At 39.8% G+C, this 22,986-nt stretch carries 19 protein-coding genes; all 19 read left to right on the top strand.

Annotation, left to right across the window (positions count from 1 at the left end):
* Positions 1-10: 10 nt before the first annotated feature.
* The 19 genes from SB028_RS13580 to bamB all read left to right on the top strand — a co-directional run bounded on the left by SB028_RS13580 (position 11) and on the right by bamB (position 22,867).
* Positions 11-1,225 (top strand): IscS subfamily cysteine desulfurase, encoded by a 1,215-nt coding sequence (locus SB028_RS13580; RefSeq protein WP_069367848.1) that lies wholly within the window; start codon positions 11-13, stop codon positions 1,223-1,225.
* A 24-nt stretch (positions 1,226-1,249) separates the two neighbouring features.
* Positions 1,250-1,636: a Fe-S cluster assembly scaffold IscU gene (gene iscU / locus SB028_RS13575; protein ID WP_023581622.1), complete on the top strand. Its 387-nt coding sequence runs from the start codon at positions 1,250-1,252 to the stop codon at positions 1,634-1,636.
* A gap of 89 nt (positions 1,637-1,725) precedes the next feature.
* Complete coding sequence (iscA, locus tag SB028_RS13570; protein WP_006533446.1) at positions 1,726-2,049, top strand: iron-sulfur cluster assembly protein IscA; 324 nt, start codon at positions 1,726-1,728, stop codon at positions 2,047-2,049.
* A 48-nt stretch (positions 2,050-2,097) separates the two neighbouring features.
* Positions 2,098-2,619, top strand: a complete 522-nt coding sequence (hscB, locus tag SB028_RS13565) for a co-chaperone HscB (protein ID WP_069367849.1) — start codon at positions 2,098-2,100, stop codon at positions 2,617-2,619.
* Positions 2,620-2,630: 11 nt separating this feature from the next.
* A complete protein-coding gene (hscA, locus tag SB028_RS13560) occupies positions 2,631-4,481 on the top strand; it encodes a Fe-S protein assembly chaperone HscA (protein WP_069367850.1) in 1,851 nt (616 codons plus the stop codon).
* Between the two features lie 2 nt (positions 4,482-4,483).
* Positions 4,484-4,819, top strand: coding sequence for an ISC system 2Fe-2S type ferredoxin (gene fdx, locus SB028_RS13555; RefSeq protein WP_006533442.1), 336 nt, complete (start codon positions 4,484-4,486; stop codon positions 4,817-4,819).
* 15 nt (positions 4,820-4,834) lie between these two features.
* Positions 4,835-5,029 (top strand): Fe-S cluster assembly protein IscX, encoded by a 195-nt coding sequence (gene iscX, locus SB028_RS13550; protein ID WP_023581625.1) that lies wholly within the window; start codon positions 4,835-4,837, stop codon positions 5,027-5,029.
* Positions 5,030-5,309: 280 nt separating this feature from the next.
* Entirely contained in the window at positions 5,310-6,605 is a 1,296-nt protein-coding gene (gene pepB / locus SB028_RS13545; protein WP_069367851.1) for an aminopeptidase PepB, read from the top strand.
* Positions 6,606-6,632: 27 nt separating this feature from the next.
* A complete protein-coding gene (locus SB028_RS13540; RefSeq protein WP_069367852.1) occupies positions 6,633-7,058 on the top strand; it encodes an enhanced serine sensitivity protein SseB C-terminal domain-containing protein in 426 nt (141 codons plus the stop codon).
* 288 nt (positions 7,059-7,346) lie between these two features.
* Positions 7,347-12,440: an alpha-2-macroglobulin gene (locus SB028_RS13535; protein WP_069367853.1), complete on the top strand. Its 5,094-nt coding sequence runs from the start codon at positions 7,347-7,349 to the stop codon at positions 12,438-12,440.
* Between the two features lie 48 nt (positions 12,441-12,488).
* A complete protein-coding gene (gene pbpC / locus SB028_RS13530) occupies positions 12,489-14,810 on the top strand; it encodes a peptidoglycan glycosyltransferase PbpC (RefSeq protein ID WP_069367854.1) in 2,322 nt (773 codons plus the stop codon).
* A gap of 334 nt (positions 14,811-15,144) precedes the next feature.
* Entirely contained in the window at positions 15,145-15,570 is a 426-nt protein-coding gene (ndk, locus tag SB028_RS13525; protein WP_069367855.1) for a nucleoside-diphosphate kinase, read from the top strand.
* Positions 15,571-15,726: 156 nt separating this feature from the next.
* A complete protein-coding gene (locus SB028_RS13520) occupies positions 15,727-16,908 on the top strand; it encodes a bifunctional tRNA (adenosine(37)-C2)-methyltransferase TrmG/ribosomal RNA large subunit methyltransferase RlmN (RefSeq protein ID WP_069367856.1) in 1,182 nt (393 codons plus the stop codon).
* Positions 16,909-16,996: 88 nt separating this feature from the next.
* Complete coding sequence (locus SB028_RS13515; protein ID WP_069367857.1) at positions 16,997-17,431, top strand: hypothetical protein; 435 nt, start codon at positions 16,997-16,999, stop codon at positions 17,429-17,431.
* Positions 17,432-17,505: 74 nt separating this feature from the next.
* Positions 17,506-18,474 carry a cytoskeleton protein RodZ gene (rodZ, locus tag SB028_RS13510; protein WP_069367858.1) on the top strand — a complete coding sequence of 323 codons (969 nt, stop codon included), beginning with the start codon at positions 17,506-17,508 and terminating at the stop codon, positions 18,472-18,474.
* 47 nt (positions 18,475-18,521) lie between these two features.
* Positions 18,522-19,643: a flavodoxin-dependent (E)-4-hydroxy-3-methylbut-2-enyl-diphosphate synthase gene (ispG, locus tag SB028_RS13505; protein ID WP_069367859.1), complete on the top strand. Its 1,122-nt coding sequence runs from the start codon at positions 18,522-18,524 to the stop codon at positions 19,641-19,643.
* Positions 19,644-19,765: 122 nt separating this feature from the next.
* The gene (gene hisS / locus SB028_RS13500) at positions 19,766-21,049 is read left to right on the top strand and encodes a histidine--tRNA ligase (RefSeq protein WP_069367860.1); all 1,284 of its coding nucleotides are present in this window, start codon (positions 19,766-19,768) and stop codon (positions 21,047-21,049) included.
* 10 nt (positions 21,050-21,059) lie between these two features.
* A complete protein-coding gene (locus SB028_RS13495; protein WP_069367861.1) occupies positions 21,060-21,680 on the top strand; it encodes a YfgM family protein in 621 nt (206 codons plus the stop codon).
* Positions 21,681-21,694: 14 nt separating this feature from the next.
* Positions 21,695-22,867 carry an outer membrane protein assembly factor BamB gene (gene bamB / locus SB028_RS13490; protein WP_069367862.1) on the top strand — a complete coding sequence of 391 codons (1,173 nt, stop codon included), beginning with the start codon at positions 21,695-21,697 and terminating at the stop codon, positions 22,865-22,867.
* Positions 22,868-22,986 lie beyond the last annotated feature (119 nt).

Genomic DNA, 22,986 nt, shown 5'->3' with positions numbered 1-22,986 from the left:
TTAGTGAGCAATGAAATTACCCATTTATCTAGATTATTCAGCAACCACTCCTGTTGATCCACGAGTTGCTGAAAAAATGATGCAATGCCTGACTATTGATGGCATTTTTGGTAACCCAGCCTCTCGTTCACACCGTTTTGGTTGGCAAGCAGAAGAAGCTATTGATATTGCACGTAATCAGATTGCTGATTTAATTGGTGCAGATCCCCGTGAAATTGTATTCACATCAGGCGCAACTGAAGCTGATAACCTCGCACTAAAAGGTGTTGCTAACTTTTACCAGAAAAAAGGTAAGCACATCATCACTTCGAAAACTGAACATAAAGCCATTTTAGACACTTGTCGTCAACTTGAGCGTGAAGGCTTTGAAGTCACTTATTTAGCACCAAAACATGATGGTCTGATTGACCTGAAAGAGCTTGAAGAAGCGATGCGTGAAGACACTATTTTAGTTTCTATTATGCATGTAAATAACGAAATTGGTGTTGTTCAAGATATTGCAGCTATCGGTGAATTATGCCGTAGCAAAGGTATTATTTACCATGTAGACGCCACCCAAAGCGTGGGTAAATTACCGATTGATCTTTCTAAGTTAAAAGTTGATTTACTTTCTCTTTCTGCGCATAAAGTTTACGGTCCTATGGGGATTGGTGCACTTTATGTTCGTCGTAAGCCACGCATTCGTTTAGAAGCACAAATGCATGGTGGTGGACATGAGCGTGGTATGCGTTCAGGTACATTAGCCGTTCACCAAATTGTAGGTATGGGTGAAGCTTACCGTATTTTGAAAGAAGAAATGGCTGATGAAACAAAACGTTTAAACGAATTACGTTTACGTTTATGGAATGGCATTAAAGATATCGAAGAAGTTTATATCAACGGTTCTTTAGAACACACCGCGCCAAATATTCTTAATGTGAGTTTCAACTATGTTGAAGGCGAATCATTAATGATGGCACTGAAAGATCTTGCTGTATCCTCAGGTTCTGCCTGTACTTCAGCAAGTTTAGAACCTTCTTATGTACTGCGTGCTTTAGGTTTAACAGATGAACTTGCACACAGTTCTATTCGCTTCTCTCTGGGACGTTTCACCACAGAAGAAGAAATAGATTATGCAATTGAACAAATCCACAGTGCAATTGGTCGCTTACGTGATCTTTCACCACTTTGGGAAATGCATAAACAAGGTGTTGATATCAACAGTATCGAATGGTCTCACCATTAATCAGACGTTTTCAGGAGTTAAATCATGGCTTATAGCGATAAAGTAATTGATCATTATGAAAACCCTCGTAATGTGGGATCATTTGATAATAATGACCCTACTGTGGGGAGTGGTATGGTTGGCGCACCAGCTTGTGGTGACGTTATGAAACTGCAAATCAAAGTTGACGATAATGGCGTAATTGAAGATGCGCGTTTTAAAACTTATGGTTGTGGTTCAGCAATTGCATCGAGTTCACTGGTAACAGAATGGATGAAAGGCAAAACATTAGATGAAGCCGAATCTATTAAAAACACAGCAATTGCAGAAGAATTGGAATTACCACCAGTGAAAATTCACTGTTCAATTCTTGCAGAAGATGCAATAAAAGCAGCGATTGCAGACTATAAAAGCAAACGCCAAGGCAAATAATTGTCTTTTATAATAAAAAAATAAAATATTGGCGGATGCTGAAACTTTTTTTCGGTATCCGCTTTCGTTCTTTATGAGTGAGGTGTGCCATGTCAATTTCCCTTACAGAATCCGCCGCTAATCGTGTTCGCTCTTTCCTATCTAACCGCGGAAAAGGTGAAGGTTTACGGTTAGGCGTAAGAACATCGGGTTGTTCTGGAATGGCTTATGTTCTTGAGTTTGCTGATGTCATCAATGACGAAGATACTGTTTTTGAAGACAAAGGTGTGAAAGTTATCGTTGATGGTAAAAGCATGGTCTATTTAGATGGAACGGAGCTTGATTTCGTCAAAGAAGGATTAAACGAAGGCTTCAAATTTAACAACCCAAATGTATCGAATGAGTGTGGTTGTGGTGAAAGCTTCACTGTGTAATTAGTATTAAAACGCAGTATTAACGTTAATTAATCCAAGAGTAGATGTATGGACTATTTCACACTATTAGGCATGCCTAATCGTTTTGATATTGATAAACAGCAACTTGCTACACGTTATCAAGATTTGCAGCGTCAATATCACCCCGATCGTTTTGCAGGTCAGTCTGAAAAAGAACAGGCTCAAGCAATCTCACTTGCTTCAACCATCAATCAGGCTTACCAAACCTTAAAGAATCCACTCTCAAGAGCTGAATATATGCTCTCATTACAAGGTATCGATATTGCTAATGAGCAACAAACGATGCACGATACTGTTTTTTTAATGGAGCAACTCACATTACGTGAAGAGCTGGATAACATTGAACACAGTGCTGAAGCTGAAAGTTTGTTAGCTGATTTTTCTGAGCGTTTAGAAAAAATGTATCTAGTACGCCATGATGAAATGGTCAAAACGCTAGATAATCAAACTTGGGATATTGCTGCAGATAATGTGAGAAAATTACGTTTTCTCGCAAAATTAAAAGAGCAAGTAGAGCAACTTGAAGAACGCTTGTTTGATGGTTTTTAAGGGAAATAGTTATGTCATTATTACAAATTAGTGAACCAGGTCAAACACCCGCACCGCATCAGCGCCGACGTGCAGCGGGGATTGATTTAGGTACGACACACTCATTAGTTGCCACTGTGCGTAGTGGGCAAGCCGAAGCGCTTTCTGACAGCGAAGGTCGCTATTTATTGCCATCTGTCGTGCAGTATCAAGTTGATAATATCAACGTTGGCTGGAATGCTAAAAAAGAAGCAGAAAAAGATCCTGCTAACACGATAAGCTCAATTAAAAGAATGGTGGGTCGATCACTGAGTGATGTGACAAGCCGTTATCCAAACCTTCCTTATCATTTTCATGAAAATGAAAATGGTTTACCGCTGATCAAAACCGCTGCGGGTATTGTTGATCCTATTCAAGTCTCTTCTGATATTTTAAAAACATTGGCTGAGCGTGCAACACAATCATTAGGTGGAGAACTTGATGGTGTTGTTGTTACTGTACCTGCTTATTTTGATGATGCTCAACGCCAAGGTACAAAAGAAGCGGCTCGTCGTGCTGGTTTGCATGTTTTACGTTTATTAAACGAACCAACAGCAGCGGCTATTGCTTATGGTCTTGATTCAGGAAAAGAAGGTATCATCGTTGTTTATGATTTAGGTGGTGGTACTTTTGATATCTCAGTTCTTCGTTTAACTAAAGGGGTTTTTGAAGTTTTAGCGACTGGCGGTGATACTGCGTTAGGTGGCGATGATTTTGATATGATGCTGGCAGATTGGATAAGAGAACGCGCCGGTTTTGGATATCAAAAAGATGCTGTATTACAACGTCAACTACTGGATATTGCATCAGAAACCAAAATTGCATTGAGTGATAATGATGTTGCGGATATCAACATTAATGGATGGAAAGGTGAGATCACGCGTGCTGAGTTCGAATCATTAATTCAATCATTAGTGAAGCGAACACTATTATCTGTTCGTCGCGCATTAAAAGATGCGGATGTTGAAATAGATGAAGTTTTAGAAGTGGTTATGGTTGGCGGTTCAACGCGTGTGCCATTAGTTCGTCAAATGGTGGGTGATTATTTTAAACGTGAACCTTTAACCTCTATCGATCCAGACAAAGTGGTTGCTATTGGCGCTTCAATCCAAGCTGATATTTTGGTGGGTAATAAACCAGATAGTGAAATGCTATTGTTGGATGTTATTCCACTTTCTCTTGGTCTTGAAACAATGGGCGGATTAGTTGAAAAAGTAATCCCTCGCAATACCACTATTCCTGTTGCTAGAGCGCAAGAATTTACGACATTTAAAGATGGTCAAACGGCAATGAGTGTTCACGTTGTTCAAGGTGAACGTGAAATGGTCGGCGATTGTCGCTCTCTTGCTCGTTTTACACTGCGTGGAATTCCACCAATGGCTGCGGGTGGCGCACATATCCGTGTCACATTCCAAGTTGATGCTGATGGCTTACTTAGTGTCAGTGCGATGGAAAAATCAACGGGTGTTGAAGCTTCCGTACAGGTCAAACCTTCTTATGGTCTTAGCGATACTGAAATCGCTAAGATGATCCAATCTTCGATGGAAAATGCCCAAGAAGATTTACAAGCTCGTCGTTTAGCCGAGCAAAAAGTCGAAGCAGCTCGCGTGTTAGAAAGTTTAACTGCAGCATTAGAAGAAGATGCTCATCTGTTAAATGAAGATGAGAAAATGGCTATCGACAAAGTTGTAGATACCTTAATAGAGAGCGTTGAAGGAACAGATCCTGTTGCTATTGAAAACGCGATTAAACTACTGGATAAGCAAACTCAGGATTTTGCAGCGCGTCGTATGGATTCATCTATTCGACAAGCGTTGGCAGGTCATTCTGTGGATGAGATATAACTATGCCTAAAATTGTATTTTTACCCCATAGCACGCTGTGCCCTGAAGGGGCTGTTGTTGACGCGACAGAAGGTGAGTCTATTCTAGATGTTGCATTACGCAATGGCATTGAGATTGAACATGCTTGTGAAATGTCTTGTGCATGTACAACGTGCCATTGTGTCGTGCGTGAAGGTTTTGATTCTCTAGAAGAGAGCTCTGAGCTTGAAGACGATATGTTAGATAAAGCATGGGGTTTAGAGCCAGAAAGTCGCTTAAGTTGCCAAGCAAAAGTGACTGACGAAGATTTAGTTGTTGAGATCCCTAAATATTCGATTAATCACGCAAGAGAGCATTAATTTTAGGAGCCAAGCATGAAATGGAGTGATACGCGTGAAATAGGGGAAGCGTTATTTGACCTTTACCCTGACACTGATCCTAAAACAGTACGCTTTACTGATATGCATCAGTGGATTTGTGATTTAGACGATTTTGATGATGATCCACAAAAATCAAATGAAAAAATTCTTGAGGCTATTTTACTTGTTTGGCTTGATGAATTTGAATAAGTGATAACATCGTAAATTTAAGAGACTGGCTTACCGCCAGTCTTTTTGCATTATGACCTTTCATATTTTACTTTATCAGTGATTTAAAAATAACCATAAAGGGTGACGTCTAGAGATTTTATTGTGCGACCTTCTTCGAGGAATATTATGTAAATACAAAAGATCACGGGATGTTAATGGTGACCTCTTGGTTTTTGCAGTAAATTGATCACGCGAAACGGTAAATATCTGGTAGTCTGAGTAGGTTAACTGCCATCAGTAATAATAAGTGAGACAATAAATGAATAAACAAATTATGCCTATCATGCTGTCAAATGAACCTGCTGCTGCATGTTGGGGAGAAAAAGCACTAATTAGCACTAGCGACACCGGCATGACAATCCACTTAACGGAAGAAAACCGTTTAGGCGCTATTCAGCGTGGTGGACGTAAAGTTGATGGTCAAGGAGTTCGTAATGTTGCACTTGTTGGTGACGGCTGGGATTTAGAACGTAGCTGGGCTTTCTGGTTAGGTTTTAGAGCACCTAAAGGCGCTCGCTCAATCGAATGGCCACAATTAAAGGATGCAGATAAACACGAATTAGAATCACGTATTCGCATCGTTGATTGGGTTAGAGATACTATCAATACACCCGCTGAAGAATTAGGGCCTGAGCAACTTGCACAACGTACGGTTGATCTTTTCTGTGGTCTTGATAAAGAAGATATTAGCTATAAGATCACCAAAGGTACTGATCTGCGCGATCAAAACTATGCTGGTATCTATACCGTAGGACGAGGTTCTTCTCGTGATCCTGTCTACTTATCGTTAGATTTTAATCCAACAAAAGATAGTAATGCTCCTGTATTTGCTTGTTTAGTTGGTAAAGGTATTACTTTTGACTCAGGTGGTTATAGCATCAAACCTTCGTCATCTATGAATTCAATGAAAGCGGATATGGGGGGGGCAGCAACATTAGCAGGCGCTTTAGCATTAGCGATTACTCGTGGTTTAAATAAACGCGTAAAACTACTGCTTTGTATCGCAGATAATATGGTTAGCGGCAATGCCTTCAAATTAGGTGATATCATTCGTTACCGTAATGGCAAGTCAGTTGAAATCATGAATACAGATGCTGAAGGTCGTTTAGTTTTAGCGGATGGTTTAATTGATGCAAGCAATATTGCACCTGAACTGATTATCGATGCAGCAACATTAACGGGTGCTGCTAAAGTTGCAGTAGGTAATGATTATCACTCTGTATTGAGCTTTGATGATAAATTAGCCGCAGAGCTACTAACTAGTGCTGAACAAGAAAATGAATTGTTCTGGCGTCTACCATTAGCGGATTTCCATCGTAGCCAATTACCTTCTAGCTTTGCTGATTTAAATAATATTGCAGCACCTTCCCATACTGCGGGGGCAAGTACTGCGGCTGCATTCTTATCGCACTTTGTCACTGACTACAAAAAAGGTTGGGTACATATCGACTGTTCAGCAACGTACAGAAAATCTTCTGTAGAACAATGGGCGGCAGGTGCTACGGGTTACGGTGTGCGTTCTATCGCGAATCTGTTATTAGCAAAAGCAAAATAATAAACGTTATTTGATTTGGAGTTTGTAATGGGTGTATCTGAACAATTTGAGACACAAGAAATTGTTTCTGTTGAAGGTTCTTCTCTAACGTTAAGCGTTCTTGAGCCACAACCTGAAAAATTAACAACCGCACTTAGCGAGTTTTTTGGTGAACATAAACCGATCCGCCGTGCCTTTATTGTTAATGCTCAGGAACAAGATAATGAAGAGTCATTTTATCTTGTTGGTTTAGAAATAACGGGTGAAGAAGATGTGATTGCACAGATACTCCCACAAGCTGCTGAATCGGCATTTGAATATTTAGAAGAAGGACAATCTCTGGATTTTTGCTTTGTAAATAAAGATGAAAAAGGTGTGGCTCATTTTATGATCCACCACGTATCACCATTTTATCAACGCAAACTTGGGGGATTCTTAAGAAAAGGGATCCCGATAGTGAATTTGGATTATTAGTTCAGCCCTCTAAATTTAGGCGGTATCTCATCAGATATCGCTTTTTTTTATCCTATAATAGAAAATTGACTCAATTAGCAAATCGTTTGCATTTTTATATAACGTTTTGTTTTAGATAGGCTTTATTTTTAAAATAAAAATAAGGCGACTTCGTGTCGTAATTGATTTCGTTTTACGCGATAAAAAATGGCTTATCGAGTTATTTTTTATCTTATTAGAATAGAGAAATACATATATTATCTCTGCCTGCATAAAACATCGCATTATTCAGGGGTTGAATTAAAGGAAATGGATATGAACCAAAACCAATTTAGACAATATACGGAAAAGAGAGGCTATCGTTGGCGCTCTCTGGCGGTTGTATTGGCATCAGCATTGGCTCTTACAGGCTGTGATGATAAAGCGGATGAAAATACATCATCTGCGGATAAGACACAAAATACACAAGTGACAGAGCAAAAAGGGGCTGCTCAGCGCACATCAGATACAGCAACTCAAACAAGCGAAAAATCAGCAGTTACAACAAAAACAAATAACGAAACTGCACTAAAAAGCAAAGAAGTTCGTGATGCGTTGGCAATGCGTTTTGCTGGAAAAGAAGTCACCGTATTAGATGCGTCAGAATTACAGCGTGATGGTGCAAGCACAATGGTTGTGACGTTCTCTGTACCACTTGATCCTGACCAAAATTTTGATGATGTTATTCACCTTGTTGATACCAAAAAAGGGAAATTAGAAGGTGCGTGGGAGTTATCTGACAATTTAATGGAATTGCGTTTCCGTCATTTACCACCATCAACAGAATTAAATTTAACGATTGATGAAAAAATAAAAGGTATTAATGAACGTACATTAACGACACCTTTTAGCCAAAAATTAACAACAGAAGAAATTTTCCCATCTGTTGGTTTCACCAGTAAAGGATCGTTACTGCCACTTGAAGCTGCTGAAGGCTTACCGATTACTGCATTAAACGTGGAACAAGTTGATGTAAATTTTTTCCGTGTTAAAGATGAGCAATTAGCTCAATTCCTAACACAATGGGAAAGCCGTTCCAATATTAACTATTGGGAATCAGATGAATTTTTATCTCAGGCTGATCTGGTTTATACCGGTCGCTTTGAATTAAATACAGAAACGAATACCCGTGAAAACGTATTGTTACCGCTGAAATCAATAGATGCCCTGAAAAAAGAGGGGGCTTACATTGCGGTTATGCAACAAGCAGGTAAATACTCTTATACAGTACCTGCAACGGTATTTACATTTAGTGATATCGGACTGTCAATGCACAGCTATCTTGATACATTAGATATCTTTACCCAATCACTTAAAAATGGTTCTGCATTAGATAAAGTAGAAATTCGCCTATTAGATGAAAAAGGTGGCCTAATATCTAAAGCTCAAACAGATAGTCAAGGGCATGCCACTCTTGATAAAAGTGATAAAGCACGTTTATTAATGGCTATTCGTGATGGACAAACCAGTATGATTGACTTGCGTAAACCTGCGCTTGATCTTTCTGAATTTGATATTGGTGGTCCACAAGGTTATAGCAAACAATTTTTTGTTTTCGGCCCTCGTGATCTTTATCGTCCTGGTGAAACATTAATCGTTAATGCATTGCTACGTGACGGTGATGGTAATCCCATTAAAGAACAACCTGTTAAAGTCGATCTACTGAAAACAGACGGGCAAGTTTCTCGTAGTTTTGTTTGGCAACCTGAAAAGGGTCTTTACCAATTAAAATTAGTTATTCCTGAAGATGAAAATACGGGTACGCGTACCTTACGTTTTGATGTAGGGGATGGTACTCCTCGTTTCTATGAGTTTCAGGTCGAAGATTTTATGCCAGAACGTATGGCATTAGACATTACGGGTAAGAAAGGAATTATATTAAGCGGTAATGACGCTTATTTTGATATTAAAGGTCGCTATCTTTATGGTGCTCCTGCTGCCGATAATCGCTTACAAGGGCAAATCTTCTTAAAAGCCTCTCGTGAAGCGGTCAGTAAATTACCCGGCTATGAATTTGGTGCTGTAAAAGATGAAAACTTCAGCCGTCTATTGGATGAGTTTGAACTTAATTTAGACGCTGATGGAGAGGGGGGAGTAAATGTTGATAGTGAACGCTATGAAGAGCTGAAATCACCGATCAACATTATTCTACAAGCAAGTTTACTTGAAGCAGGCGGACGTCCAGTAACGCGTCGCTATCAACAAGCTGTTTGGCCTGCGACTCATCTTGCGGGGATCCGTCCTGTCTTCCCTAAAAAAGAAGTCTACGATTACCGTGCAGACAAATATAAGTCAGGTTATAGCGTTGATGAAAACTCAATGGCTGAATTTGAAATTGTCTATACAGACCAAGACGGTAAAAAACTACCTGCTAATGATCTTAAAGTGAAGTTTATCTATGAACGTCATGATTATTACTGGCGTTGGTCTAGCTCGAATGGCTGGGAATCTGGCTATAACGAAAAAGATCTGCAAATGGATGAGCAAACAATCAATATTGCGAAAGATGGTACCGCAAAAGTGGCATTCCCTGTTGAGTGGGGCTCTTATCGTATTGAAGTTGTCGATCCTAAAACAGAATTAGTCAGTAGCCTACGTTTCTGGGCGGGTTATTCTTGGATGGATAACACGGGGGGATCCGGCGCGGTACGACCCGATCAAGTTAAATTGAAACTGGATAAAGAAGGATATTTACCAGGTGAAAAAGTTAAGTTAAATATTGTTGCGCCTCATCCAGGTAAAGGTTATGTATTACTGGAGTCAAGTAATGGGCCTTTATGGTGGCAGGAAATTGATGTGCCAGAAAAAGGGCTTGATGTTGAAGTGCCTATTAATAAAGAGTGGGCAAGACACGATCTCTATCTGACTTCTGTTGTGGTAAGGCCAGGAGATACTTCAAAACAAGCAACAGTAAAACGCGCTGTGGGTATTTTGCATTTACCATTACAGGATAAAAACCGTCGTATTGATATTTCACTTGACGCTCCTGAAAAAATTCGCCCTAACCAAGATTTAAAAATCCGCATTAAAGCGAATCCTGTTGCAGGTCAGCCATTACCTGAAAATATTAATGTGTTGATTTCTGCGGTTGATACTGGGGTATTGAATATCACAGAGTATAAAACCCCTGATCCTTACGATGCCTTCTTTGGTCGTAAACGTTACAGTGTCGACCAATATGATGTTTATGGACAATTAATTGAAGGGCAAGGGCGTTTAGCTAACTTACGCTTTGGTGGTGATGGTGGTGAGGCCGCTGCATTATCTCGTGGAGGGAAAAAACCATTAACTGATGTGCAAATCATCGCTCAACAAACGGCTCCCGTAGAATTAAATGCGCAAGGTGAAGGTGAAGTTTCTTTACCTATTCCTGAGTTTAATGGTGAAGTCCGTTTAATGGCTCAAGCTTGGACTGCGGATAAATTTGGTAGTCAAGAAGGTAAGGTTGTTATTGCTGCACCTTTAGTCACCCAGCTTTCATTACCTCGCTTTATGGCTGGTGGTGATAATGCACTTTTATCGTTGGATTTAACCAATCTGACAGATGATGCGCAATCTATCACCTTGAATTATACCGCTTCAGGTTTAGTTGGATTAAATGGCGCTGAAAGTAAAACTGTCTCGCTAGCGAAAGGTGAACGCACTCAAATTCAAATTCCAGTAAAAGCCAAACATGGTTTTGGTCAAGGTGAATTTTCACTGTCTATTTATGGTATAAAAGTACCCGGTGAAGAGATTAAACCTTACCACAACACATGGAATATAGGTGTTCGTCCTGCATTCCCGGCGGAAACACTTCATTATGCAAGTACATTGCAAGATGGTGACACTTGGCGCTTGCCATCAGAAAGTTTAAGCCGCTTTAATAACTCAACGCTTGAAGGTGAATTATTACTGACAAGCCGTCCTCCGTTACAAGTGGCGCGTTATGTTAGAGAGCTATTTGCTTACCCTTATGGTTGCTTAGAACAAACAGTTAGTGGTCTTTATCCTTCACTGTATTCAACAGAAAAAGAGCTGAAACAGTTGGGAATTAAAACGCAAACTGACGCTGATAGAAAAGCGGCTATTGATAAAGGTATTGCTCATCTGCTAACGATGCAAAAATCAGAAGGTGGATTTTCTTTATGGGATCAAGGGGGGCGTGAAGAATATTGGTTAACCGCTTATGCGACTGACTTCTTATTCCGTGCTTCACAACAAGGTTATTCAGTTCCCGCAGATTCATTAAAACGTGCGAATGATCGTTTATTACGTTATTTACAAGATAAAAATTTAGTTAACTATGAATATGCAGTTAATCAAGATGCGGCACGTTTCTCAGCAAGGGCTTATGCTGCATTAGTCCTAGCGAATCAGCAAAAAGCACCTTTAGGTGAATTACGTCGCCTCTATCTTGAGCGTAATCAAGCAGGAAGTGGATTAGCGTTAGTCCAGTTAGGTATCGCGTTAAAACTGATGGGTGATAGTAGTCGTGCTGAAAGCTTGATTGCTGAAGGGGTGACAACAACACGAAAATATAATTATGGATTAGGTGACTATGGTAGCACCATTCGTGACCAAGCATTAATTATTGCATTGTTAAGTGAAAATAACCTTGAAACACAATCTCGTGATGCAAGCGTGATGACACTATCTGATAACTTAACGAGCCGTGAATGGTTCTCAACCCAAGAAAGTAACTCGTTATACCTTGCTGGGCGCTTCTTTATTAATATGGCAGAACAGCCTTGGGAAGTTGCTGTTAATCGTCAAGTCCCTGCAATCAGTAGCGATCGTGCAGTCAATGAGACATTAACAGCCGCACAATTACAAGAAGGGTTAGAGCTAAATAATCGTGGTGGTGCGGCGATTTATTCTCGTATGAATATCGTGGGCTATCCGAAAGTTGCTCCAGCTCCTTATAGTAATGTACTAAATGTTCATCGTAGCTATTATGATTTGAAAGGAAATCGCGTCCATCCTAATCGCTTACAAAGTGGTGAAATGCTGGTGGTTAAACTGGAAGTTTCTGCGGATAGAGACGTACCTGATGCATTAGTTGTTGATTTATTACCCGCGGGTCTTGAAATCGAAAATCAAAACTTAGCATCAAGTAGTGCAAGCTTAAGTGATAGTGCGGCAGACTTGCAGGAATTTATCGACGATATGGGACAAGCAAATATCAAACATCTCGAATATCGTGATGATCGCTTTGTTGCCGCTATCTCTGTTGATAAATATCGTCCAACGACATTGCTCTACTTAGCAAGAGCGGTCACACCGGGTAGTTATCAAGTGCCACCACCACAAGTTGAATCTATGTATGTGCCTTATTGGCGTGCAATAGGTTCAACAGAAACCAAGATTGATGTTGTTCCTTAAATCTTGTAGCCCTTTCTTCGGAAAGGGCTTTTTCCTTTGAGTGATTGAATGAAACTAGGATATAAACGGCTTATTGCTGTTATCATTATTTTTTTGTTAGCAACGCCTATTTTAATCTGGGCTGCAGATAAAATTTGGCCACTCCCTGATCCTGAACCTCAAATCGCGACTATTGTTACAGCGCAAGATGGCACACCTCTTTGGCGCTTTGCCGATAAAGAAGGGGTGTGGCGTTATCATGTCAAACTTGCAGATGTTTCTCCTGAATATTTACAGGCTTTAATTACTTATGAAGATCGCTGGTTTTATCAACATCCTGGTGTTAATCCGATGGCGATATTACGTGCGGCTTGGCAAGATCTAAGTTCAGGGAGGATCGTCTCAGGCGGAAGCACGTTATCAATGCAAGTAGCTCGTCTTATTGACCCTCATTCTCGAACTTTAGGGGGCAAAATCAAACAGCTTTGGCGCACCTTGCAGTTAGAGTGGTATTACTCAAAAGATGAAATCTTAGAGATTTACCTCAATAGAGCACCCTTTGGCGGTACGTTAGAAGGTATTGGTGCAGCAAGTTGGGCTTATTTAGGCAAATCACCTGCTGATTTATCTGCTGGTGAGGCGACATTAATGGCAGTATTACCACAAGCGCCAAGCCGTTTACGCCCAGATAGATACCCTGAACGAGCTCAAGCAGCCAGAGATAAAGTATTAGATAGGCTGGCAGAGTATCTAATATGGCCACAAGAAAAAGTTGATGAAATCAAAGAAGAGCAGATTTTATTAGCACCAAGGCAAACACCGCAATTAGCACCATTGCTGGCTCGTCGTATGTATAACGAAAAGCGAGAACCTGTTATTACAACAACGATTGATATTAATATTCAACGACAACTCGAAGATATTGCGAATCAATGGAAGTATCAATTAGCGGATAAAACATCCTTAGCCATCCTAGTTGTTGATCATACAGATATGAGTGTGAAGGGGTATGTCGGTTCTGCCGATTTTAATGACAATTCGCGCTTTGGTCATGTCGATATGATCAGTGCATGGCGCTCGCCAGGATCAACATTAAAGCCATTTATTTATGCACTTGCATTAGATGAAGGGCTTATTCATGCAGAATCACTGTTACAAGATGTTCCTCGTCGTTTTGATAATTATCGTCCTGGTAATTTTGATTCTGATTTTAATGGTGCGGTCAGTGCCAGTGAAGCATTAAGCCGATCTTTAAATTTGCCAGCGGTACAACTTATTGAAGTGTATGGTGCAAAGAAATTTGCAGCAAAATTACGTCATAACCATCTTGAAATGCGCTTTCCTTATGGCTCAGAGCCAAATTTAGCGTTGATCTTAGGTGGAACAGCAACACGAATGGATGAGCTTGTTTCCGCCTTTAGTGCATTAGCAAGGCAAGGTAAAACAGCACCGTTACGTTTTAAGCCGGAACAAATAATAGAAAACCGAGTGTTGATGTCACAAGGATCCGCATGGATTATTAGACGCATATTAGCCGGAGAAGCCAGACCTCGCCCAGATAGTGCTATTTCACCCGTTGTTCCTTTGGCTTGGAAAACAGGGACAAGTTATGGTTATCGGGATGCGTGGTCTATTGGTGTGAATGCTCGCTATACTATTGGTGTTTGGGTGGGCAGACCTGATGGAACACCTGTTGCAGGGCAATTTGGCTTTGCGACTGCGGTCCCTATTATGAATCAGGTTAATAACTTATTAACAGGCTATTTCTATCAAAATAAACAAAGACCACCGACAGATTTACGTCCTAATAGTGTAACAGCTGCAACAATTTGTTGGCCGACAGGTAAAGCATTACCTAAAGAAGATAGTAATTGTAGAGTCAGTCGCCGAAGCTGGATTTTAGATAACACCATTCCGCCAACTTTATTAAATGACAATCAAGAAGGTATTTTGGGGATCAACGAAAAAATTTGGTTAGATAATCAAGGTAAGCGTACTGGACCTAATTGCCCTAATGCAGAGTTAAAAGATATTGCTTTATGGCCGATAGCATTAGAAGCATGGTTGCCTGAAAAAGAGCGCAGATCAAAACGACTGCCGCCGATTTCTGAAACTTGCCCGCCCATTAAAGAAGATATCATTCCTTTGTTTATCTCGGGCATCCGTACGGACGATTTATTAAGGCCATTACCTGGTGAAACCAATCTCGAAATAACCGTTTCCACGCAAGGTGGAAGTGGGATGCAATGGTGGTTTTTAAATGGTGAGCAAATAGGTAAAACAGAAAACGGAGAAACATTCTCTTATTTATTAGAAAAACGAGGTAAATATCAACTTTCAGTACTTGATTTAAGCGGTCAAACGGATATGGTTAATTTTATATTTCGTTAAACTAACGCGATGAAATAAACGAGAACTGAGTAAAATAGGTTCTTTTTAATAAAGATAAAGAGGCGATTTATTGAGCCTTATCTCGGTTCTTTTTTGTTCCTGTTTTCAAGTTTGAACATGGAAAACGTCAAAAATGTGATTAGATCGATAATTTATAACTTTTTTGCCACAGTTTTTTAAAAAAAAAGGATATTCAATCTGTGCAATTCATTTTTATCCTCCTATAATCGAGCCCTATTTTTGCAGGGAATGCGGTTTTTGATTCGTTTTTCCATGATCTGCGATAAAAGAGATAACAAAAGTTATTGTTAATAAAATAATTTAGAGGTAAGACATGGCTATTCAGCGCACATTTTCTATTATTAAACCAAACGCAGTGAAAAAAAATGTTATCGGTGCTATCTATCATCGTTTTGAAAGTGCAGGCTTTAGCATCATTGGTGCTAAAATGTTGCATTTAACGCGCGAACAAGCTGAAGGCTTTTATGAGGAACACAAAGGTCGTCCTTTCTTTGATGGTCTAGTTGAATTTATGACTTCTGGCCCAATTATGGTTCAAGTGTTAGAAGGTGAAAATGCGATTCAACGTCACCGTGATCTGATGGGGGCAACTAATCCAGACAACGCATTAGCGGGTACATTACGTGCGGACTACGCTGATAGCTTTACTGAAAATGCGGTACACGGTTCAGATTCAGAAGCTTCTGCTGCCCGTGAAATCGCATACTTCTTCACTGAAAACGAAATTTGCGCGCGCTAATTTATTAGCATCTCTACGCGAAAAACAGTACAATGCGACGCCCTGTTTGATAATTAACAGGGCGTTTTTTATTATTATTTTATTATACAAATATATAAGTATCCCATTAGCATCAATGCTAATGCAGGCCGCATAGTGTAACAACGAGGCAATGTCATGACCCAATCTACCACTCCAGCGCCAAGCGCTTCTGTCGCTGTTTCTAAAGAAAATACTGTGAATCCAAAAACTAAAATTAATCTGTTAGATTTAAATCGTAAACAGATGCGTGAGCTTTTTGTCTCGATGGGCGAAAAACCTTTCCGTGCTGACCAAATTATGAAGTGGATATACCACTACTGTTATGACGATTTTGATCAAATGACAGATATCAATAAGGTGTTACGCAATAAATTAAAAGAAATTGCTGAAATTAAAGCACCTGAAGTTTCTGAAGAACAACGTTCAACTGATGGCACGATTAAATGGGCAATTAAAGTTGGCGATCAACAAGTAGAAACTGTGTATATCCCAGAAGATGACCGCGCAACATTATGTGTTTCTTCACAAGTTGGTTGTGCTTTAGAGTGCAAGTTCTGTTCAACTGCACAGCAAGGTTTTAACCGCAACTTGAAAGTATCGGAAATTATTGGTCAAGTTTGGCGTGCCGCTAAAATTATTGGCTCACTAAAAGAGACCGGTCGTCGTCCTATTACTAACGTCGTTATGATGGGAATGGGAGAGCCATTACTGAATTTAAATAATGTTATTCCAGCACTTGAAATCATGATGGATGATTTTGGTTTTGGTCTCTCTAAACGTCGAGTCACGGTTTCTACATCCGGTGTTGTACCTGCATTAGATAAATTAGGTGACGCTGTTGATGTGGCTTTAGCAATTTCATTACATGCACCAACGAATGAAATTCGTGATGAAATCGTTCCAATTAACAAGAAATATAATATTGAAATGTTTCTTGAAGGTGTTCGCCGTTACATTGCTAAATCAAACGCAAATCAAGGTCGAGTGACTATTGAATATGTCATGCTGGATCATATTAATGACAGCACAGATCAAGCTCATCAATTAGCCGAGCTTTTAAAAGACACGCCGTGTAAAATTAACTTAATTCCATGGAATCCGTTCCCAGGCGCACCATATGGACGTAGTTCTAATAGTCGTATTGACCGTTTCTCTAAAGTATTAATGGAATATGGCTTTACGACAATTGTACGTAAAACGCGTGGTGATGATATTGATGCGGCCTGTGGACAATTAGCAGGTGATGTTATTGACCGTACAAAACGTACACTGAAAAAACGCCAACAGGGTGAACTAATTTCAGTAAAAGCAGTCTGATACAGTTGGATATCTCTTTCTTTGTGATGCGTATTACATAATTACAATGTAGAGAGAGCAAGGATGACTCTATTTGAGGAATAAAACGATGATAAGGATATCATCAGTAGTTATAACTATTGGCTTGATGTTGTTGACACTCGGTTGTCAATCATCAGCCAATCAACAACGTGTTGCAGTGTCTGCACGTTTACAATTAGGTGAGGCTTATCTCGCTGAAAGACAATATCAAATAGCGCAATACCATTTTCAAAAAGTGTTATCAGTGATGCCAAATCACCCTGATGCAAATTTAGGAATGGCGTTAACATCGCAGTTATTGGGAAATTCTATTCAAGCGTTAGATTATTACAAATTAGCGATGAACTCGAAGCCAGTAAATGTTAATGTATTAAGGCTTTATGGTAATTTCCTTTGTGAACAAAAACTATTAAACAATAATAGTGTGTTAATTGAGGATATACCGCCAGATTATTTGGTCTGTCAGCAAAGTGATAATAAAATATCAAAAAATTCGCGGTGATACGTTAAAGTACTTTGTGCTTTTGCGAGTTCATCAATGTTAAACATCCAATAGCCACAGTGCCTAGATTGCTAATGAATACTGAAAACAAAACCGAAGAAGTGAAATTAACAGCAGGTCAACTTTTACGCCAGGCACGAGAAAAGGTGGGGCTAACACAACAAACTGTTGCTGATCGACTTTGTTTGAAGTTATCGACAGTTCGCGAAATTGAAACAGACTCAGTTTCTTCTGATATTGCACCAACATTTTTACGCGGATATATGCGTTCTTACGCTAAATTAGTCGGCGTTCCTGAAAAAGAGATCCTTGGTTTTATCGACCAGCAAGCGCCTGTGAAACAAATTAGAATGACATCCACACAAAATTACTCATTGGGCAAACGTCATAAAAAACGTGAAGGTTGGCTGATGAAAATCACATGGGTAATTTTGATTGTGATGGTTGCACTGGTAGGCGTTTGGTGGTGGCAAGGTCATCAGGCTGATCAACAAGAATTGGTCTCTATGGCATCTCAAGACATAGGGCAAAATAGTACACAAGAGAACACCAACACGATAGATTCTCCTTTAGCAACCTTAGATAATACGCCAACATCTGAAGGTGATAATTTACAAGCACCTGTGTCGCCACTAGTTGATAATCAGGCGGATAATGTTGCTACATCACCAACGACTGAAACAACGTCACCAGCACCTAAAGAAGTGAGAACGGTTCCATTACCTGTATCACCTTTAACAACATCAACAACATCTCGAGCAAATTCTACAGAAGAATCTCCTTCATCAGAAGTGCCTGCTATCGCAAATCAATTGGTTCTTATGTTTGATGGTGAATGTTGGTTAGAAGTTCGTAATGCTCAAAATAAAGTCTTATTTAATGGTATTAAGAAAGCGGGTGATCGTTTGGAATTTGATGGTGAGCAACCTTATAAACTAAAAATAGGCGCACCTTCTGTTACTCGCTTACAGTTTAATGGTGAATCTGTTGATTTAAGCCGTTTTACTGGAAAAATAGCAAAGATAACAGTACCGAGCGCTTAATCTGACTATACATTTGAGCAAGCATGGAAGCATGGGAGAATTAATCAATGCATAAAGAATCACCGATTATTCGTCGCAAATCGACACGAATTTATGTGGGCAATGTACCTATTGGCGATGGCGCTCCTATCGCCGTACAATCGATGACGAATACACGAACGACAGACGTAGAAGCGACTGTTCGCCAGATAAAATCGCTGGAACGTGTAGGGGTGGATATTGTTCGTGTTTCTGTACCTACAATGGATGCCGCGGAAGCATTCAAATTAATCAAGCAACAAGTTAATGTACCTTTAGTCGCTGATATTCATTTTGACTATCGTATCGCATTAAAAGTCGCTGAATATGGTGTCGATTGTTTGCGTATCAATCCGGGTAATATTGGTAGTGAAGAACGTATTCGCCAAGTTGTTGATTGTGCTCGTCACAACAATATTCCTATTCGTATTGGCGTAAACGGCGGTTCACTTGAAAAAGATATTCAAGAGAAATACGGCGAGCCGACACCAGAAGCGTTAGTTGAATCAGCAATGCGCCATGTAGATATCCTTGATAAGCTGAATTTTGAACAATTTAAAATCAGTGTGAAAGCCTCTGATGTTTTCCTCGCCGTTGATTCTTATCGTTTGTTAGCAAAAAAAATAGATCAACCATTGCATCTAGGGATCACTGAAGCAGGTGGTGCGAGAGCGGGATCTGTCAAATCTGCGATTGGTCTTGGGATCTTATTATCAGAAGGTATCGGTGATACATTAAGGATCTCATTAGCCGCTGATCCGGTAGAAGAAGTTAAAGTCGGTTTTGATATTCTCAAATCCTTACGTATTCGTTCTCGCGGAATTAACTTTATTGCTTGTCCAACATGTTCTCGTCAAGAATTTGATGTTATTGGTACCGTCAATGAATTAGAGCAACGTTTGGAAGATATCATCACACCTATGGATGTTTCTATTATTGGCTGTGTTGTTAATGGACCAGGTGAAGCTGAAGTTTCGACATTAGGTGTAACAGGCGCTAAAACACGCAGTGGTTTTTATGAAGATGGTGTAAGACAAAAAGAGCGCCTTGATAACGTTAATATGATTGATTTATTAGAAGCGAAAATTCGTGCTAAAGCATCAATGCTTGATGACAGTATGCGCATAAACATAAATCAATTGGACAAATAATGCTCAAAAAACTGGCTCATTAATCGATGAGCCAGTTTTACTATTGATTTCACATTGAATACTGATTGATTTCGCTTCTATAATCAGCCTAACAATCAATTAATAACTATTAGAGAAGAAAAGTGGCACAAAAAATCCAAGCCATTCGTGGTATGAACGACTATCTACCTGCTGACACTCGTGTGTGGCAGAAAATTGAAAATACGCTAAAACAAATTTTAGCGGGTTACGGCTTTAGTGAAATCAGAACACCTATCGTAGAGCATACCCCTCTATTTCAGCGAGCAATTGGTGAAGTGACCGATGTTGTTGAAAAAGAAATGTATACTTTTACCGATCGTGGTGAAGATGCCCAAAGTCTAACATTGCGTCCAGAAAATACAGCAGGTTGTGTTCGTGCCGGTATCGAGCATGGTTTGCTTTATAATCAAGAACAACGTTTATGGTATTTAGGACCAATGTTCCGTTATGAACGTCCTCAAAAAGGTCGTTATCGTCAATTCCACCAGTTAGGTGCAGAGGTTTTTGGTCTACAAGGTCCAGATATTGATGCAGAATTAATTATGCTAACCGCGCGCTGGTGGAAAGCGTTAGGTATTGCAGAACACGTCACATTAGAACTTAACTCTATTGGTTCATTAGAAGCGCGTGCTAAATATCGTGAAGCATTAGTCACTTTCTTAGAGCAGCATGTAGATAAGTTAGATGAAGACTGCAAACGTCGTATGTATTCTAATCCATTACGTGTTTTAGACTCAAAAAATCCAGAAATTCAGACTTTATTGAATGATGCGCCTGAACTTTTCGATTATCTTGATGACGAATCAAGAGCGCACTTTGATGGTCTTTGCGCCTTATTAGACGCGGTTGGTATTACATATCGTGTTAATCAGCGTTTAGTGCGTGGTTTAGATTATTATAACCGTACTGTCTTTGAGTGGGTCACTAGCGCATTAGGTTCACAAGGAACAGTGTGTGCGGGTGGACGTTATGATGGTCTAGTGAAACAATTGGGTGGACATCCAACACCCGCAGTTGGCTTTGCTATGGGGATGGAGCGCATGATCTTATTAGTTCAAGCGGTTAACCCTGAATTTGTCGCTGATACTAATGTCGCTGATGTTTACCTCGCTTCATTTGGTGAAAAGAGTCAAAGTGCAGCATTAATACTGGCTGAAGAAATTCGTGATCAATTACCAACATTACGTTTAATGACGAATCATGGTAATGGTAATTTTAAAAAGCAGTTAGGACGTGCTGATAAACAAGGCGCTAAAATTGCGCTGATTTTAGGCGAAGATGAAATTAATGCAGGCACTGTTGCAGTAAAAGATTTGCGTTCAGGGGAACAAACAATCGTTGCTCGCAATGAGTTAGCTCAGCAATTGACTCTGTTATTAGGTTAAGGAGAGACTTGTGGAAGTTTATAGCACCGAAAACGAACAAGTTGATGCAATTAAGCAGTTCTTTAAAAACTATGGTTTAACTATTGTTTTAGCCGCTGTTATTGGTTTTGGTGGTGTGTTTGGTTGGAAATATTGGCAATCACACCAAACAAATCGTCTGCAAGAAAGTGCAGGTGCTTTTGCAACGGTCAGTGAGGCGCTTGCTAAACCTACGCCTGAAAATATTGCATTAGCTGAAAAGTTTGTTACTGAAACGAATGATATTTATGGCGCTTTAGCTTCATTAGAGCTAGCTCAAATCGCTATCGATGCTAATGACTTAGTCAGTGGTGAACGTCATCTCACTAATGCTGTGGCAAAAGTAAAGAATGACGCATTTGCAGATATGCTTAATCTTCGCTTAGCTCGCGTACAATTAGCATTAGATAAAACAGATGCAGCTTTAGTTTCGTTAGAACAAGTGAAAAGCAAAGCATGGAATGGAATGAAAAATTATATCCGTGGTGATGTCTTAGCGAAAAAAGGCGATAACGCAGGTGCAGCAACCGCTTATCGTAGCGCATTAACTGATGAAAATGCGGGAGCTATTCGCTCACTGGTTGAACTTAAACTTAATAATTTATCCAATTAAAGGGATCTTCAGACATGCAACTGCGTAAAACTCTCCTGGTTGGTCTACTAGCATCTGCTTTGTTGGCAGGATGTTCTAGTGAACAGGATAATGTGACAATGTCTCCATTGCCTGAGGTGCAAAACCAATTTACACCTAAAGCGGTTTGGGACAAATCAGTTGGAAATGGTATTGGTAAATACTATTCTCACTTGTCACCAACATGGGATAGCGCAGTTGTTTATGTCGCTGATCGCCATGGTTTAGTTAAGGCTTTAGATGTAGAAACAGGTAAAGAACTTTGGTCGCAAGATCTCTCTATTAAAACAGGTTTTCTTTCATCCAATGAGTCTGCATTACTTTCTGGTGGGTTAACAGTTTCAGGTACTCGCGTTTTTGTGGGAACTGAAAAAGCGAAAGTATATGCACTGAACACTGAAGATGGCTCAATTGATTGGGAAACAGATGTTGCTGGTGAAGCTATTTCAAAACCAGTTGTTAGTGATGGTTTAGTTCTTATTCATACCAGTAATGGTATGTTGCAAGGACTCGACTTATTAAGTGGTGAGATTTCTTGGACTATTAACTTAGAAACCCCATCATTATCTCTGCGTGGTGAGTCTGCACCCGCTGTCGCTTATGGTGCAGCTATTATTGGTGCAGATAATGGACGCGTCAGTGCCGTTGTTCTTTCTCAAGGTCAATTGATTTGGCAACAAAATATTTCACAAATTAAAGGCTCTACTGAAATTAGCCGACTAAATGATGTGGATATCACTCCGATTATTGATGAAAATACGGTTTATGCAATGGCGTATAACGGTAATTTAGTTAGCCTTGATATGCGTTCTGGACAAATTCTTTGGAAACGTGAATTAGGCTCAGTCAATGATATGGTGCTGTTGGGGGATAATCTTTACCTTGTTGACCAAAATGACAGAGTGTTATCTGTTCGTAAATCTGATGGTGTGACATTATGGACACAAGATGATTTATTGCATCGCAATTTAACTGCTCCGGCCATTTTTGATGGCTATTTAGTGGTTGGTGATGCAGAAGGTTATCTCCATTGGATTGATACCAACACAGGTAAATTTATTGCTCAAAACCAAGTGAATAGTTCAGGCTTATTAAGCCGCCCTCAGGCCGTGCAAGATAAACTGATGATCCAAGCTCGAGATGGTAAGCTTTATCTTTATAGTCGGTAATTAATTGCTGACAAATCTATTTATTTTACGGCTCCTTTAAAGGAGCCGTTTCGTCTTTTTAGTAATTACATGTAAAATACAATCAGTTTCGTGATTGTATTTTTATGAGGCATCAAAAA

Source organism: Proteus vulgaris, from assembly GCF_033708015.1.
GTDB lineage: Bacteria > Pseudomonadota > Gammaproteobacteria > Enterobacterales > Enterobacteriaceae > Proteus.
The sequence above is the reverse complement of the archived record's forward strand: the minus strand, read 5'-3'. Positions and strand labels throughout refer to the sequence as shown.